The sequence below is a fragment of the Clostridioides sp. ES-S-0054-01 genome (genome assembly GCA_021561035.1).
Taxonomy (GTDB): domain Bacteria; phylum Bacillota; class Clostridia; order Peptostreptococcales; family Peptostreptococcaceae; genus Clostridioides.
Genome location: CP067346.1, coordinates 3,391,524 through 3,408,780 on the forward strand (window position 1 = coordinate 3,391,524; position 17,257 = coordinate 3,408,780).

Consider the following 17,257-nt stretch of genomic DNA (forward strand, 5'->3'; position numbering starts at 1 on the left):
AAATTTTCATTTGCTGTAAACATCCGTCTACTATTTTAATCTACTTTTTATATTATAGTACATAAAGCCTTTTTTGAAAATTAGGTACAAATTTATTTGATGGGTAAATTTGTAAAAGTTCCTATTTTTATTTTATTTTTTATAATATTTTAACTTATATAGTATTAAAAAACTGGTCTAAAATCCAAAAACAATCTTAAATACATGAATATTATAACTAGATTTAAAACATTAAACATAAAATGTACAACTAATGATTCTAAAATTTTTGCTTATATAATATATATTAATTATTATTTATATTGTTATCATTTGCATCATTATCTATATTATAATTTTTTATTTTATAAATTGTCTATCTTGTAAACTTTATAAAATATACTTGAATCTACACTTTACAATATCCAGACCTCACAAAATATAAGTCTTATGTTATAAAGTCTAGCCCTTACAAAATAAACCTAAACTGTATTATTTTTAAATTTATATTGTAGTTTATATCATATTCTCTACATATTAGAATCAACTATTTTGAGATAAGTGAATGACCAGTCATTTCTTCTGGTTTTTCTAACTTCATCATATCCAAAACAGTTGGTGCTATATCAGACAATCTTCCTCCATCCAATAGCTTTGCACTTTCAAATTCTTGACCAACTACAATAAATGGTACTGGATTAATAGAGTGAGCTGTTACAGTTTTTCCTGTTTCTTGGTCTAACATATATTCAGCATTTCCGTGGTCAGCAGTTATTATTGCACTTCCACCTAACTCTACTATCTTATCTATTAATTTTCCTACACAAGTATCTACAGTTTCAACAGCCTTTACAGCAGCTTCTATACTTCCTGTGTGACCTACCATATCAGGATTTGCAAAGTTTAACACTATAAAGTCAAACTTATCTTCTCCTAATTTCTCTAAAGCTTTATCTGTCAATTCATATGCTGACATTTCTGGCTTTAAATCATAAGTTGCAACCTTTGGAGAAGGTATCAATAATCTTTCTTCTCCTTTATTTGGTTCTTCTACTCCACCATTAAAGAAGAAAGTTACATGTGCATACTTTTCAGTCTCAGCAGCTCTAAGTTGAGTTTTTCCATTATTAGCTAGATACTCACCTAGAGTGTTGCTTAAAGATTGAGGTCCAAATGCTATATGCACATTCTCTATAGTTATATCGTACTCTGTTAAACATACAAAGAAGTTTTTAATATCTTCTCTTTTAAATCCATCAAACTCTTCACAAACTAAAGCTCTAGTTATTTGTCTAGCTCTATCTGGTCTAAAGTTAAAGAATATAATTGAATCATTTTCCTTTATACTTCCAACTGCTTTATCATCTTTCATAATAACTGTTGGCATTATAAACTCATCATTTTTTCCATTGTCATAAGAGTTTTGAATAGCCTCTTCAATAGAAGTTGCTTTTTCACCAATACCTCTTACCATAGCATTGTATGCAAGCTCTACTCTTTCCCATCTCTTATCTCTATCCATAGCATAGTATCTACCAGAAACTGTAGCAAATTCTCCTACCCCAATTTCATCCATACTAGCTTGTACTTCTTTGGCATATTCTAACGCACTTTGAGGGTCAGTATCTCTACCATCAGTAAATGCATGAACATACACCTTTTCCACACCTTTATCTTTTGCCATTTTGATTATAGCCTTAAGATGGTCTATATGTGAATGTACTCCTCCATCAGACAAAAGTCCCATTACATGAAGAGAATGTTCTTTTGCATTATCCATAGCTTCACATAAAACTTTATTAGTAAAAAAGTCACCATCTTTTATAGATTTTGTTATTCTAGTTAAATCTTGATATACAATTCTACCTGCACCTATATTAGTGTGACCAACTTCTGAATTTCCCATTTGACCATCAGGTAGACCAACATCAAGACCACTAGCATTTATCAATGTGTTTGGATACTCTTTTTTTATTCTATCTAAATTAGGAGTTTTGGACTCAGCAATTGCATTTCCCTTAACACCCTTATTGTATCCAAATCCGTCCATAATAATTAAAGCAACTGGTTTTTTCATCATTTCACTCCTTAGAAATTAACAAGGTCTAGGTAGTCATTACTAGCTAAACTAGCTCCACCTACTAAAGCTCCATCTATATCACTTTGACCCATTATTTCGGCTACATTTGAAGGTTTAACACTTCCACCGTATTGTATTCTAACTTCATTAGCTAATTCTCCATATAATCCTCTTATAACTTCTCTTATATAAGATATAACGTCATTAGCATCTTCAGCAGTTGCAGTTTTACCAGTTCCAATAGCCCAGATTGGCTCATATGCAACAACTACTTTTGCTAAATCATCTTTAAGAACATTTTCTAAAGCTTTTTCAACTTGAACTTTACAAACATCTTTAGTTTTTCCAGCTTCTCTTTGCTCTAAAGTTTCTCCAACACATAGTATTGGGTCTATTTCTACTTCTAAAGCTTTTAAAACTTTTTTATTTACAGTTTCATCAGTTTCATTGAAGTATTGTCTTCTTTCTGAATGTCCTATTACAACATAGTCCATATCTATTTCTTTTAACATAAGAGGTGAAACTTCTCCTGTAAATGCTCCTTTTTCTTCAAAGTGCATATTTTGAGCACCTATCTTTATATTTGTACCCTTAGTAGCTTCTTTTAAATCCTTTAATAAAGTAAATGGGGCACATATAACAGCTTCTACTTTATCAGAGTTTATTTTATCTTTAACCTCATTTACAAATTCTAAAGCTTCTTTTATTGTTTTATGCATTTTCCAGTTTCCTGCAATTATAGGTTTTCTCATTTTACAATCTCCTCTATATATTAGTTTATTTATTATCTAATGCTGCAATACCTGGTAATTCTTTACCTTCTAAGAATTCTAGTGATGCTCCTCCACCTGTTGATACGTGGGTCATCTTATCACCAAATCCTAATTGATTAACTGCTGCTGCACTATCTCCACCACCAATTACAGTAGTTGCATCAGTTAACTCTGCCATAGCTCTAGCTACTGATAATGTACCATTTGCAAAGTTTTCAAATTCAAACACTCCCATTGGTCCATTCCATACTACAGTTTTTGATTCTTTTATAGTTTTTACAAAGTTCGCTATAGTCTTAGGTCCCATATCTAGCCCCATATAGTCTTCTTTTACATTAGCATCTTCTGTTACTATTGGAGTTGCATCTGGTGCAAAGTGGTCCGCCATAACAACGTCTACTGGTAATAGTAAATTAACCCCTTTATTTTTAGCTTTCTCCATCATTTCTTTTGCATATTCTACCTTATCTATTTCAAGTAAAGAAGTTCCTACTTCATATCCTTGAGCTTTTAAGAATGTATAAGCCATTCCTCCACCTATTATTAGGTTATCAACTTTTTCTAATAATTCATTTATAACAGCTAATTTATCAGAAACTTTAGCTCCTCCAAGTATAGCTGTAAATGGTCTTACAGGGTTCGCAACAGCTTCTCCTAAGAATTTTAATTCTTTTTGAATTAAGTATCCACAAACTCTCTCTTGTAAGAACTCTCCTGCCCCAACTGTTGAACAGTGAGCTCTATGAGCAGTTCCAAATGCGTCATTTACGAATATTTCAGCAAGTGAAGCTAATTCTTTAGAGAAGTTTTCCTCGTTTTTAGTTTCTTCTTTTCTATATCTAGTATTTTCTAATAATACTACATCTCCGTTTTCCATTTTTTCAGTAGCTTTCTTTGCATTTTCTCCTACAACATTGTCGTCTGCTGCAAATACAACTTCTTTACCTAGCATTTCAGATAATCTCTTTGCTACTGGTGCTAAAGATAATTCTGGCTTAGCTTCTCCTTTTGGCTTTCCTAAGTGAGAGCATAATATAACTTTTGCTCCTTTAGAAATTAAATATTGAATAGTTGGTAAAGCTCCGTTCAATCTATTTTCATCAGTAATTACACCATCTTGTAATGGAACATTAAAGTCACATCTTACTAATACTTTTTTTCCGCACACATCAATATCTTCTATAGTTTTTTTGTTAAGCATTGACATAAATATCTCTCCTTTTAATAAAGTAATTTTTTATTGCCAAGTATAATATAGTACATACTTTTACCCTATTAAATATATCATATTATCATATTTTTATATATAGTATGTAACATTATTTAGGTGTATTTTATATATTTTTTCTTAAAAAAAGTCCTGAGTCCGTAGTATTAAACTACAAACTCGGACTTTGTCAATCTACTTTTCTATTTTCTCAAAGCTGACTATTTTGCTAATTGTGCAAAGTATCCTAAAGTTCTTATTAATTGAGAAGTATAAGACATTTCATTATCATACCAAGAAACAACTTTAACTAATTGTTTTCCATCTACTTCCATAACTTTTGTTTGAGTAGCGTCAAATAATGAACCGTAGCTTATTCCGATTATGTCAGAAGATACTAACATTTCTTCAGTATATCCGAAAGATTCGTTTGAAGCTTCTTTCATAGCTGCATTTATTTCTTCAACTGTAACATTTTTTCCTAATGTACAAACTAATTCAGTTATTGAACCAGTTACAACTGGTACTCTTTGTGCTGCCCCATCTAGTTTTCCTTTTAATGAAGGTATTACTAAACCAATTGCTTTTGCAGCTCCTGTAGTGTTTGGAACTATGTTTCCAGCAGCAGCTCTAGCTCTTCTTAAATCACCTTTTGGATGAGGACCATCTAAAGTATTTTGGTCATTAGTATATGCATGTATAGTAGTCATTAATCCTTTTTCTATACCGTATTTGTCATTTAATACTTTTGCCATTGGAGCTAAACAGTTAGTAGTACAAGAAGCTCCTGATATAACTGTCTCAGAACCATCTAATATATCACTGTTTGTGTTGAATACTATTGTTTTTAAATCTCCAGTAGCTGGTGCAGATATAACAACTTTCTTAGCTCCTGCTTGTATATGAGCTTCAGCTTTATCTTTAGATGTAAAGAATCCTGTACATTCTAATACTATATCCACTCCTAATTCAGCCCATGGTAGGTCAGCAGGATTTCTTTCTGCTGTTACTTTTATTTCTTTTCCGTTTACTACAAAAGCACCTTCTTTAACTTCTATTTCTCCGTTAAATCTTCCTTGAGCTGTATCATATTTAAATAAATGAGCTAACATTTTAGCGTCTGTTAAGTCGTTTATTGCAACAACTTCAAACTTATCTTGTTGCTCCATCATTTTTCTTAATGCTAATCTTCCTATTCTTCCAAATCCATTTATAGCTACTTTAACCATTTTCGCTACCTCCTATAAAGTAAATGTATGTTTTCTAGCTCTGTGCTAGTTCTTGACTTTTATAATAATGACAATATCTTATAAGCACTTTCTTCATCTGTTACAAGAACCATGTTTTTATGCATATTTGATATGGCTAATAAGGCTTCTACTTTTTCAGTCCCTGCAAAGATTGCAATAGTTTCTTTTACTTGTTTAACTGTCTCTAAATCAATTCCAACAGTATTTAATTTGTAAACTATTTCTCCATCTTTGTTGAAATAGTATCCAAATGCTTCTCCAACTGCATTTTTAGATAATATCTCATCAACCTTGTCTTCTGGAAGTTTTCTTCTCTTTGCCATGACATCTGCTCTACCTATACTAAAAACTAAAATGTCCGTTCTTTTAATATACTCCAAAGTTGTTTTAATCTCTGGCACTAGACTAAGAGTTTTCATTGCACTCTCATCCAACTCATCTGGTATATGTAAAAGTTTGCAATTAGAATGTAACTTCTTACTTATTGAAGCAACTATACTATTAGACTGCATCTCTACATCAGTTCCCATACTTCCTCTAGCTGGAACTATTGTAGTATTTGGGTATCTCTTATCAGTTTTAATAACGTTTGAAAACTCCAACATAGTGCTTCCACCTGTTATTGAAACGATATCTCCATCTTTTAAAATACCTAAGAAATACTCGCATCCATATCTAGTTACATCTTTTAGTAAACTTCCATTTTCATCACAGCTTCCAGGAACTAGTATTACCTTTTTTATTCCAAGCTTTTCTCTAACTCTATCTTGTAACTTAGACAATCCCATGATGTCACTCATGATGTCCTTAAGTTTATCTAACAAATCAGAACCTTCTTTGGTGATAGTCATCCCAGATACAGCTACGTCTATAAGTCCTTGTTCTTTTAAAAACTCTGTTTCTGACCTGATTATTCTTTCACTAATTTCTAATACATTTGATAAGGTTCTTCTACCTATTGGTTCACTTAAAGATATTTGTCTTAAAATAGAGTATCTTCTTTCCATAAGTTCAATTGCCTGTGGAATCAATTTCTTTTGAATTTCTAATAAGTTCTTCATAACATACTCCTTATTGCTTTCCTTTCGGGACTTTTTTCGTCCCTAGTGTTTATTTAAGTCCCACAAGATAATTTTATTTTATAGGATTTGCGTATAGATTTCAATAGTTTTTCAAAAACTTTTTTATTTTTTTATTTTATAGAATATTTCTCCACCATTTTCAAATTACAGTATTTTTTCTTTTTATATAAGGCTTTTTATATATATTTTTTTATATTTTTATTCTAATATTTTTTACTATAACTAATTCTATTTGTAGTTACTTTTACTTCTACTTACTTTTATTTCCAGCTAAGTATACTTCTATCTAAGATTTTTATTTATATCCTATGTGTTTTCCTTTTGTAATTATTAAATTTAATAATAGTTTATTTATCCAAACATTCTTCTTCTAATATTTAATTATTCTTTGCAAGCATTTATTTAATTATGTCTTCTAGTTTTTTAGCATTTTACAATATTTTAATGTTACCCAGTATTTAAATTCTCTTTAGTATTTTGATACTTTCCAAGTTTTAATGTTCTTTACAGGTCTAATATTCTTCAATATTTTAATGTTCTTTAGTATCTTAATGTTTTAATGTTCTTTAATTTTTTAATATCTTCTAGCATTTTAATACTTTTCAATATCTTATTATTTTATTTCATAAAATTTTTAGCCCAATTCACATTCATCTTTTAATTAGCCTTTTCCCCTTACAATACTGATATTTGTCTTTTACTTATTAGTATTCTTTTCTCTTACTTGAAGATGGGATTCCTAATTCTTCACGATATTTGGCAACTGTCCTTCTTGCAACATTAATTCCTTTTTCTTTTAGTAACTTAGATATATGGTCATCACTTAAAGGTTTCTTTTTATTTTCGTCTTTTATTGTTTCCTTTATAATTTTTTTTATGCTTGTACTAGATGCCATTTCATTATTCTCAGTTTCAATAGCACTACTAAAAAAGTATCTAAATTCATATACTCCAAAAGGTGTTAGCATATATTTACCATTTACACCTCTACTTATAGTAGATTCATGGAATTCTAATTTTTCTGCTATGTCCTTCATTTTCAAAGGTTTTATATATTTTGTCCCTTTTCTCAAGAATTCATCTTGAGCTTTTACTATTTCTTCTGCAATCTTAAGTACTGTAGTTTTCCTACTCTCTATATTTTTCATAAGTCCTGTTGCTGAATTTAGTCTTTCTTTTATAAATTCTTTTGCACTTTCATCAGACTGTGAATTTTTTAATATGTCTTTATAATAATTATTGATTCTTATCTGATAAGAATCTTTTTCATTTAAATATACAATAAATTCATCATCAATTTTTTCTACAGTTACATCAGGTTGAATGTACACACTTTTTTCTACTGAACAAGTTCTTCCTGGCTTGGGGTCTAATGTCTTAATTATATTTATTAGTTCAACGCATTTTTGTAGTGACATATTGTACTTTTTACTTATCTCTTTGTATTTATTATTTGCAATTAGATTTAAGTCTTTTGTAACGATTTCCTCTAAAATTTCATTATATATTCCCAAACTAGCCATTTGAATCATCAAACATTCTGAAAGACTTCTTGCCCCTACTCCACTAGGTTCTAACTGCTGAACACTAATCAAACATTTTTCAAAAAGCTCTTCATCTATCTTTAAGGTATCAACAATTACTTTTTCCTCAGTTCTTAAATATCCATCCTCATCTAAACTATCAATTATATACTCACAGACTTCCAATTCTTTATCTGTAAGTTTATATAGGCTTATCTGAAATTTTAAATCCTCATATAAATTTGACGAATATTTAACTAAATTTTCTAGATTAACTTCATTATCAGGATTATAACTTATCTCTGTTCTATCTAAACGTCTTGACCTATCCATGTCTTTTATATATTCTTCCCAATTTATCTCCCCACTTTTCTCAACTTCAACTAATGGGTTATTCTCTGCTTCTCTTTTAATCTCTTCTTCTAATTCTAACTTACTCATATTTAATATTGATAATGATTGCTTTAGTTGTGTAGTCATTATTAGCTTCTGAGATTGAGTTAATTCTAGACTATTATTAAAATTCATTTTGCTCACCTCTCAATTTTATTAAACTTATTTTATAAAAGAAAAACCCTCCTGTATATGTATATTCTATCATTTAAAATATACCTTATGCAAAAGGGTTTTTTTTATTTACAATTTAATCTATTTTTTTATTTAATATTTCTTTTTTTTGTTACTTTTTTTTACTATATGGAGTATTTTGTAGTGGTAGTTCAGTTCTAAATTCTTTATCAAATACATAATAAGCATTTTGTACTGCTGGTGCAGTAGGAACTGTACAAATTTCTCCTACACCTTTTGCTCCGTAAGCCAATAAATCTTTGTTCTTTTCAACTATTACAGCTTGTATTTCTGGTATATCTGTAGACTTAAATAAACCTAATGTACCAAACTTAGCTGTAGGAACAGATTTCACTACTGGGTAATCCTCAGTTAGAGCATATCCAAGACCCATAACTACTCCACCTTCTATTTGCCCCTCTAAACTGATTGGATTTATAGCTCTTCCAACGTCGTGCGCTGCTACTACTTTTTCCAATTTTCCATTTTCATCTAGCATTACAACTTGTGTTGCATATCCATAAGCAACGTGACTTACTGGATTTTCTTTATCACAGCCCATTTTATCTGTAACGCTTTCATATTCTCCGTAAAACTCTTCTCCCTCTAAATCATGTAGAGTTTTGCCAGAGTCTAAAGCTTCTTTTAATTTATTTGATGCAACCTTAGTAGCTTCTCCTGTAAATACTGTCTGTCTTGAAGCCGTAGTATTACCAGAGTCTGGTGTTAAATGAGTATCTGGAACTTCATGCACTATATTTTCAGGAAGTAGGTTAGCAGTTTCACAAACTACTTGAGTCATAACAGTGCCAAGCCCTTGACCTATACAAGAAGCACTTGTTCTTATGTGAACCTTGCCATCTTTTATCACCAATCTACATCTTCCAACATCAGGTATACCAACTCCAACACCACTATTTTTCATAGCACAAGCTATACCTGCACGTGGATGCTTTTCATATTCTTCTTTCACAGCTTCTAGTGTCTCTGCCATTGCTGTTCCTTCATCTGCAAATTGACCATTTGGTAAAACTTGACCAGGTCTTATTGCATTTTTATATCTTATCTCCCAAGGTGATATTCCAACCATTTCAGCAAGTAAATTTAGATTACATTCTGTTGCAAAACAACTCTGTGTAACCCCAAAACCTCTAAACGCTCCTCCAGGAGGATTATTAGTATATACTGCTGTTCCTGTTATATCAATATCTTGATAGTTGTATGGCCCTGCTGCATGAGTACACAATCTTTGTAGTACTGGTCCTCCAAGAGAGGCATATGCACCTGTATCAGATATTATTGTTGCTTTCATACCTGTTAAATATCCATTTTCATCACATGCTGTCGTAAATTCCATTTCTGTAGCATGTCGCTTTGGATGAACAATAATGCTTTCTTTTCTTGTTAACTGTACTTTTACAAATCTCTTAGTATGGTATGCAAGTAAGGCTGCATGGTGTTGAACACTCATGTCTTCTTTTCCACCAAATCCTCCCCCTACCATTTTGTTTATAACTCTTACCTTCTCATGTGGTAACCCTAACATATCTGCACATTCATGTTGAGTAGCAAACACCCCTTGGTCTGTTGAATAGATTATCACTCCATCTTCTCCATAAGGACCAGCTACTGCACATTCAGGCTCTAAAAATGCGTGTTCTGTAGCAGGTGTAGTATATCTCTTAGTCACAACATATTTTGAATTTTCTATCTTTTCTTCAGCGTTTCCTCTTACTAAATGTTCCTTAACAAGTATATTACCTGTCTCATGTATTTTTGGAGCATCTTCTCTAAGTGCATCTGCTGTAGTACTTAATGGTGTTAATTCCTCATAATCTATCTTAACTAGCTTTTTTGCTTCTTCTAATGCTTCTCTAGTTTCTGCTGCTACTAAAACTATTCCATCTCCTAAGTATCTAGTTATCTCACCTTCTGGTATTAAAGTGTCCCAATCCTTCTTTAAATGACCTACTTTTATAGTTCCTGGAATATCTTTAGCTGTTAGAACTGCAACAACTCCTGGATAAGCTTTTGCTTCTTCTATATCTATTTTTTTAACTAAAGCTCTAGGATACTTAGCTCTAACTGCTGAACCATAAATCATACCCTCAATTCTCATATCATCTACATATTCAGAATATCCAAGTGCTTTACCTACTGCATCAACTCTAGGAAGATTTTCACCTACTAGACCTTTACAGTTTACTTTTGGTACATCTATCTCTTCTCTAAAAATCTTTGCTGCTAAATCGACAGCTTTAATTATTTTTACATACCCTGTACATCTACATATATTACCTTTTAAAGCTTTCTTTATATCATCTTCAGTAGGATTATTATTAACGTCTATAAGTGCTTTTGAGCTAATTACCATACCTGGAATACAAAATCCACATTGTACAGCTCCTTGGCTAGCAAAAGAATATGCAAAAACATCTCTTTCTCTTTCTGATAATCCCTCTATAGTTGTTATGTTTTTTCCAGCTAATTTATCAGTTTTAAATACACATGCTTTTGTCGCTTTACCATCTATTATAACCATACATGTTCCACAAGCACCTTCTGAACATCCATTTTTAACTGAAGTTATGTTCATATCTTCTCTAAGGAAGTCTAAAAGTTTTTTGCCTTCTTTTGCAACAGCTTTCTTTCCATTTAATATAAATTCTACCATTCTCTAGCCCCCTTTGTTAGACGCCTATTTATATATCTTCCACTTGGAGTATTACAGATTAATTCTCCCTCTCTAACTACTTCTTTTCCTCTTAAATAAACATGTTCTATTTGACAATCCACTTCATATCCTTCATAAGGTGTATAATCTACATTTTGCAATTGTTTTTTTGCTTCTATTTTAGATTTTTTATTTGGATTTAAAACTAATATATCTGCATCACTACCTATTTCTATAGTTCCTTTATTAGGATACATTCCAAATAACTTTGCTGCATTAGTTGATGTTACTTCTACCATCTTATTGATAGATATTTTATTTTTACAGACTCCATATGTGTATAAAAGACTCATCCTGTGTTCTACACCTGGAGAACCATTTGGTATCTTACTGAAATCGTTTATTCCAAGTTCCTTTTGTCCTCTATAATTAAAAGAGCAATGGTCTGTTCCTATAGTATCTATTTGGTTATCCGAAATAGCATTCCATAATATTTCATTATTTTCTTTATTTCTTAAAGGTGGTGACATTACATACTTAGCACTTTCAAATCCATCTAAATCATATAATTCATCATTTAATAGAAGGTATTGAGGACAAGTTTCAACTATTACATCCACACCCCTTTGCTTAGCTTTTAGAACCTCATCCAAAGATTCTTTGCAACTTAGATGAACAACATATACCTTAGAGTTTGCAACTTCAGCTATCTTCATAAGTCTTGAAGTAGCTTCTGCCTCCAGTATGGCTGGTCTAGTTAATTGATGATATTTTGGAGATAAATTATTTTCTGCCTTTGCTTTATCCACAAGTTCACATATTATATCCCCATTTTCACAATGGAATCCAATAATTCCACCTATCTCCTCTGCTTTTTTCATGGCTTCAAATATTACACTATCATCAACTTGAAGGCTTCCTTTATACGCCATATACAATTTAAATGAAGATACTCCTTCTTTAACCATATCTTCCATTTCATTACAAACTGAGTCATTCCAGTCTGTTATAGCCATATGAAAACCATAATCTGAGTAGGATTTATCCTTAGCTTTTTCATGCCATTCTTCTAATCCTTCTTTTAAAGAGCATCCCTTAGTCTGTGTAGCAAAATCCAATATAGTAGTAGTTCCTCCAACTATAGCAGATTTTGTTCCTGTCTCAAAATTATCTGCTGTCTTAGTAACCCCTGTATCTAAGTCAAAGTGAGTGTGTGTATCTATACCTCCTGGTATAACATAAGAATCACTAACATCGACTATTTCATCATTTTCTTTTGATATATCAAGACCTATATCTACTATTTTTTCATCTTCTATTCTTACATCTGCACAGTAAGTTTTTTCACTTGTTACTACTTTACCACCTTTTAAAACAATTCCCATATAGACTCCACCTTACTTATAACGTATCAATTTATTTTATCTAAAGCAATTAACTTAAAGTAATTTTGCTAGAGTACTTATAATATATTCTAAACTACACTAGGTTAGTTTTATATGTCGATTTACATCAGATTATTACTATAGTTTATCTGTTAACTTCATATATCTATCGTTTCAGTTCATATTACTCTAAGTTAATTATTAAAGTTAGTTATTAAAATTCTGTACAATATTATTCATTTACAGCTTCAACTTGATTGTAGCAAATGCTTAAAGCTCCCTTTGGACATCTAGTTACACATAATCCACATCCAAAACACTTGTCTGAATCTATATTTAATTTATCTGTAACTTCTAAAGCTTCGTATACACAGCTTGTTACACATTGCTTACATTTGATACACTTATTATCATCCACAACTGGAGCTACTGAATGAGTTCTAAATCCTCTAGCTACCATTTTCTTATGAGTTAGTCCTTTTATTTCATTAACATCAGCATATCCATTTTCATCTAAAAACTCATTTAATTCTTTAGCAATTTTTCCATAGATAGAAGGCCCTTTAAGGATTGCTTCTGTACATACTTGAACAGCACTTGCTCCAGCCATCATCATTTCAGCCACGTCTTTTCCACAAGTGATTCCACCAACACCTATTATTGGTATATTTACAACTTGAGAAGCTTCATATATACATCTTATTGCTAAAGGTCTTATTGGTGCACCTGATAACCATCCATATCCAGCTTTACTTCCCATTATAGGGTATCCCGTATTTACATCTATTGCCATACATGGTCCAAATGAGTTTATCATTACAAGCCCATCTGCTCCCGCTTCTTCAACAGCTTTTGCAATAGTTTGAATATCAGTATGAGGACTCATCTTCATAAATACTGGTACGTCTAAAACAGCTTTTGCAGCTTTTAAAGCATTTACTATTGGAGCAACATCTGTACCTACATAATGAGTAGATAATTCAACTGCATCAGCATAAGGTTTTACTAAAGGAGCAACTTCAGCTATTTGCTCTGCTGAATATCCCATACTTACTATTACTGGAAGACCTGTTTCTTTTACTTTTTTGTATTCTTCTTCTATCCATTGCTCTTTTGGAAGCTCTGACCATAATTCTGTATTTAAGAAACCACTATTAGTCTTTGCCATACATGGTCTTGGTACATCTGCTGGTAATACAGATATAGTTTTTGTACATATAGCTCCTGCTCCACCTTTTGCTGCCTCTTGACAGAGAGCACCATCTTTTGCTCCAGGACCTGCCGCTGTCATAATTGGGTTTAAGAATTCCATTCCATATAAATTAACTTTTAAATTAGCCATATTATTATCTCTCCCTTAAATTAAATATTTTTAATATTTAGATTGTATTCTTTTATTTGTGTTCGTTATTTATTTACTTTTTTATATTATTTAAAATATATGATAGTTTTGTTGAATTATTAATATCTCTGAATTATTTTTATTAATGTTTAATGACTTTAAATCAATATAGATTTTTACTTGTTTTATTTTTACTTTGCTTCTTCAGCTTTATTATTTTTTTCTTTTTTAGAACCTAGTTCATTGAAGAATATATTTAAAATCACTGCTGATAAACTACCTGTTGTTATTCCACTATGGAATATTGTTTGTACCCAAGTTGGGAAATTATGATAGAAATCAGGATTTGTTAGTGGTATCATAGATAAACCAACACTAACTGCTACTATAACCCCATTTTTAGTTCCATCAAATTTCACTTTGCTTAAAGTTTTTACTCCTCCAACCATTACCATTCCAAACATTGCAAATCCTACGCCTCCAAGAACAGGCTTAGGTATTGCTCCTATTATTGCTGCAAATTTTGGTAAGAATCCAAGTACTAGCAATATGACCCCTGCATAAACTGCTATAAATCTTGACTTTATACCTGTAAGACCTACTATTCCTGTATTTTGACCGAATGGAGTTATTGGAAATGAATTGAATATTCCAGATAATGCTGTAGATATTCCATCTCCAAATAGACCTCTTTTAATATTTTTACCTGTTACTTCTTTGTCCACCATTTCATGAATAGCTATCATATTACCAACTGATTCTGTCATAAGTACTAACATAATCAAACACAATGATAGTATTGCAGATGGTTCAAATCTAGGCATTCCAAATTTTAAAGGTACATTTAAGTTAAGCCAACCAACTCCATTTACTGCACTAAAATCTGCCATTCCAACTGCCATGGAAAGTAGTGTACCAAGTACTATACCTACCAATATAGCTGTACTATTCCAAATTCCTTTTAAGAATTTAAATGAAAGTAAAGTTATTGCCAATACTGCTAAAGCTAATGCTAATGAGTTTGGTTCAACTGCTTCCAATTTATTGTCAGTTATCCACTTTATCCCAACTGGAAATAGTGAAATACCTATTACCATAACAACTGTTCCAGTAACTACACTAGGGAAAAATCTTATTAGTTTTTCAAATACTGGAGCAAGTAGTATACAAAACAATCCAGCTACTAATACAGAGCCAAATACTGTCTGTATTGCAACTTGTGAATCACTATATGATGAGGCTATTGCTGTCATACCTGCTACAGCGGCAAAACTAGTTCCTTCTATTACTGGTATTTTAGCTCCTACAATATTTCCTATACCAACACTTTGTATGAGTGTTCCTATACCTGCCATAAACAAGCAAGCATTTATTAAAAAAACAATACTAGCATGATCTAGTCGTGCAGCACTTCCTATCATCATAGGAACTGCTACTGCTCCTGCACACATTGCCAAAACGTGCTGTAGTGAAAATACCCAAGATTTAGATACAGGTAACCTTTCATCTACTGGAGCTATTTTAGGGCTTTTATCTTGAGACATTTTGGGTCTCCCTTCTATATTTAATTTAATATTCTATTCCGTATATTTTTTATTTATATACTTCATTTAAATTCCTATTTTTGTTTAAGCTCTGTTTTTAACATCTAAATTCTTGTTTCTTACTTGTATATTAATCTGAACCTCCCATGACTAAAGTCACAGGGTTCCTGCTTCATAGAATTTTGCATACTAAAATATGTCTTACTAATTCTCCACAGGCCATCCCCATAGTTCCTACGGTTCTTACATACGTTATTTATTTTGAATTGTTATTAGTCTTAATCCTTCTTTTAATATATTTATACTTGCATTTATATCTCTATCGTGAGTTTCATTACAACTAGGACAAATCCATTCTCTTATATTTAAATCCTTAACTTCCTCGTTTTTATACCCACATTTATTGCATATTTGTGAACTTGCAAAGAATTTACCTACCTTTACAATTTGTCTACCATACCAATTAGCCTTGTATTCTAATTGACGAATAAATTCTGACCATGACACATCAGAAATTAAGCGAGATAGTTTACGATTTCTAATCATATTCTTTACTTGTAAATCTTCTATGCAAATAATATCGTTATCTTTTATTAGTTTAGTAGATAGTTTTTGTAGAAAATCATTTCTTTGATTAGCTATATGTTCTTGAAGTCTTGCAACTTTTAATCTTGCTTTATTTCTATTTAAACTACCGATTGTTTTTCTCGATAATTCTCTTTGTAATTTAGCAAGTTTGTTTAATGACTTCTTAAGATACTTAGGATTTTCTATAAATTCTCCACAACTTGAGATACAAAATTCTTTAATTCCTAAATCTAAACCTATCTGATTATTAGTATTTTCAAATGCTTCAATATCTACATCAGTACAGCATAATGATACATAATATCTACCACTTGGCTCTTTAGATATAGTGGCATTAAGTATTCTACCTTGAGGTACTTGTTTATCCCTTATCTTAACCATACCAAGTTTAGGTAGTTTTATATGTTGACCACAATACATAATGTTTCCATTTGTAAAGTTAGTTTTATATGAAAATCTATTAATTTTCTTTGATTTAAATTTAGGAAATCTTACTTTTTCTTTAAAGAATTTTTTATATGCATTATCTAAATCTTTTAAGGCGTTTTGTAGTGAAAATTTGTCAGGTTCTTTAAGCCACTTTAATTCTTTTTTTAAGTTGGTCAAATCAGAACTACACTGTTTATAAGTAAAAGTTTCTTTATCGTTTTTATAAACTTCTATTCTTTTAGCAAGATACTTATTATATACAAATCTACAACATCCAAAAGTTTTGTTAATTAACTCTTGCTGTTTTTTATTTGGATATATTCTAAACTTATAAGCTTTTTCCACTACTACCACCTCACTTTACTTACTTTTTCTGATTATTAATATATTTTCTTATCTGTTCTTCTGTATTTTCTGATACAGTAGCAACGAAATAACTAGGATTCCAAAGATGCCTCCCCATAATACTGGATGTCTATATTTGACATACTATATGCATATCCTCTACTATGAGTAACTTCTACTTTTCATCACCTATCATAAGATTAAAATATTCAATTACTTAAAACAAGTATTTTGAAGGTTTTTTATATTTATTTTTAAATAACCTATATAAGAACCGTAAGTCTTTACTTTTATCATTTTTGAGGTTGTCGTTCACATAAGTTCGCTACTACCTATGAAGTTCTCTTATGAACTTCTTACACTTTCATGCAAGCACAGACTATATCTTATCCTTCGGCATTATCCGTTAAGGTCTACACACTTCCACTACCGATAACTTGTAGTGTACTTCCCTCAAGAGGAATAGTCGTTGAAGTTTCTCCTATTCGG

At 31.2% G+C, this 17,257-nt stretch carries 11 protein-coding genes and 1 pseudogene; all 12 read right to left on the minus strand.

What is annotated here, in order from left to right:
- Window positions 1-526: 526 nt before the first annotated feature.
- Window positions 527-2,059: a 2,3-bisphosphoglycerate-independent phosphoglycerate mutase gene (locus JJC02_15515; GenBank protein UDN54266.1), complete on the minus strand. Its 1,533-nt coding sequence runs from the start codon at window positions 2,057-2,059 to the stop codon at window positions 527-529.
- An 8-nt stretch (window positions 2,060-2,067) separates the two neighbouring features.
- Window positions 2,068-2,811, minus strand: a complete 744-nt coding sequence (locus JJC02_15520) for a triose-phosphate isomerase (GenBank protein UDN54267.1) — start codon at window positions 2,809-2,811, stop codon at window positions 2,068-2,070.
- 25 nt (window positions 2,812-2,836) lie between these two features.
- Window positions 2,837-4,039 (minus strand): phosphoglycerate kinase, encoded by a 1,203-nt coding sequence (locus JJC02_15525; GenBank protein ID UDN54268.1) that lies wholly within the window; start codon window positions 4,037-4,039, stop codon window positions 2,837-2,839.
- A gap of 221 nt (window positions 4,040-4,260) precedes the next feature.
- A complete protein-coding gene (gap, locus tag JJC02_15530; protein UDN54269.1) occupies window positions 4,261-5,268 on the minus strand; it encodes a type I glyceraldehyde-3-phosphate dehydrogenase in 1,008 nt (335 codons plus the stop codon).
- Between the two features lie 59 nt (window positions 5,269-5,327).
- The gene (locus JJC02_15535; protein UDN54270.1) at window positions 5,328-6,350 is read right to left on the minus strand and encodes a transcriptional regulator; all 1,023 of its coding nucleotides are present in this window, start codon (window positions 6,348-6,350) and stop codon (window positions 5,328-5,330) included.
- 725 nt (window positions 6,351-7,075) lie between these two features.
- Window positions 7,076-8,422, minus strand: coding sequence for an RNA polymerase factor sigma-54 (gene rpoN / locus JJC02_15540; protein UDN54271.1), 1,347 nt, complete (start codon window positions 8,420-8,422; stop codon window positions 7,076-7,078).
- 151 nt (window positions 8,423-8,573) lie between these two features.
- On the minus strand, window positions 8,574-11,135 hold the full coding sequence (xdh, locus tag JJC02_15545; GenBank protein ID UDN54272.1) for a selenium-dependent xanthine dehydrogenase: 2,562 nt from the start codon (window positions 11,133-11,135) through the stop codon (window positions 8,574-8,576).
- On the minus strand, window positions 11,129-12,520 hold the full coding sequence (hydA, locus tag JJC02_15550) for a dihydropyrimidinase (GenBank protein UDN54273.1): 1,392 nt from the start codon (window positions 12,518-12,520) through the stop codon (window positions 11,129-11,131). Before hydA ends, xdh begins: the two co-directional genes overlap by 7 nt.
- A gap of 232 nt (window positions 12,521-12,752) precedes the next feature.
- On the minus strand, window positions 12,753-13,862 hold the full coding sequence (locus JJC02_15555) for a 4Fe-4S binding protein (protein ID UDN54274.1): 1,110 nt from the start codon (window positions 13,860-13,862) through the stop codon (window positions 12,753-12,755).
- Between the two features lie 191 nt (window positions 13,863-14,053).
- Window positions 14,054-15,406 (minus strand): purine permease, encoded by a 1,353-nt coding sequence (locus JJC02_15560; GenBank protein ID UDN54275.1) that lies wholly within the window; start codon window positions 15,404-15,406, stop codon window positions 14,054-14,056.
- Window positions 15,407-15,658: 252 nt separating this feature from the next.
- Window positions 15,659-16,777: a transposase gene (locus tag JJC02_15565; GenBank protein UDN54276.1), complete on the minus strand. Its 1,119-nt coding sequence runs from the start codon at window positions 16,775-16,777 to the stop codon at window positions 15,659-15,661.
- 10 nt (window positions 16,778-16,787) lie between these two features.
- A pseudogene (locus JJC02_15570) lies at window positions 16,788-16,877 on the minus strand (transposase).
- Between the last annotated feature and the right edge of the window lie 380 nt (window positions 16,878-17,257).

What these genes read in the sequence shown, in the direction of transcription:
- JJC02_15515 (UDN54266.1), bottom strand. Translation starts at nt 2,059, where the DNA reads ATGATGAAAAAACCAGTTGCTTTAATTATTATGGACGGATTTGGATAC.
- JJC02_15520 (UDN54267.1), bottom strand. Translation starts at nt 2,811, where the DNA reads ATGAGAAAACCTATAATTGCAGGAAACTGGAAAATGCATAAAACAATA.
- JJC02_15525 (UDN54268.1), bottom strand. Translation starts at nt 4,039, where the DNA reads ATGTCAATGCTTAACAAAAAAACTATAGAAGATATTGATGTGTGCGGA.
- gap (UDN54269.1), bottom strand. Translation starts at nt 5,268, where the DNA reads ATGGTTAAAGTAGCTATAAATGGATTTGGAAGAATAGGAAGATTAGCA.
- JJC02_15535 (UDN54270.1), bottom strand. Translation starts at nt 6,350, where the DNA reads ATGAAGAACTTATTAGAAATTCAAAAGAAATTGATTCCACAGGCAATT.
- rpoN (UDN54271.1), bottom strand. Translation starts at nt 8,422, where the DNA reads ATGAATTTTAATAATAGTCTAGAATTAACTCAATCTCAGAAGCTAATA.
- xdh (UDN54272.1), bottom strand. Translation starts at nt 11,135, where the DNA reads ATGGTAGAATTTATATTAAATGGAAAGAAAGCTGTTGCAAAAGAAGGC.
- hydA (UDN54273.1), bottom strand. Translation starts at nt 12,520, where the DNA reads ATGGGAATTGTTTTAAAAGGTGGTAAAGTAGTAACAAGTGAAAAAACT.
- JJC02_15555 (UDN54274.1), bottom strand. Translation starts at nt 13,862, where the DNA reads ATGGCTAATTTAAAAGTTAATTTATATGGAATGGAATTCTTAAACCCA.
- JJC02_15560 (UDN54275.1), bottom strand. Translation starts at nt 15,406, where the DNA reads ATGTCTCAAGATAAAAGCCCTAAAATAGCTCCAGTAGATGAAAGGTTA.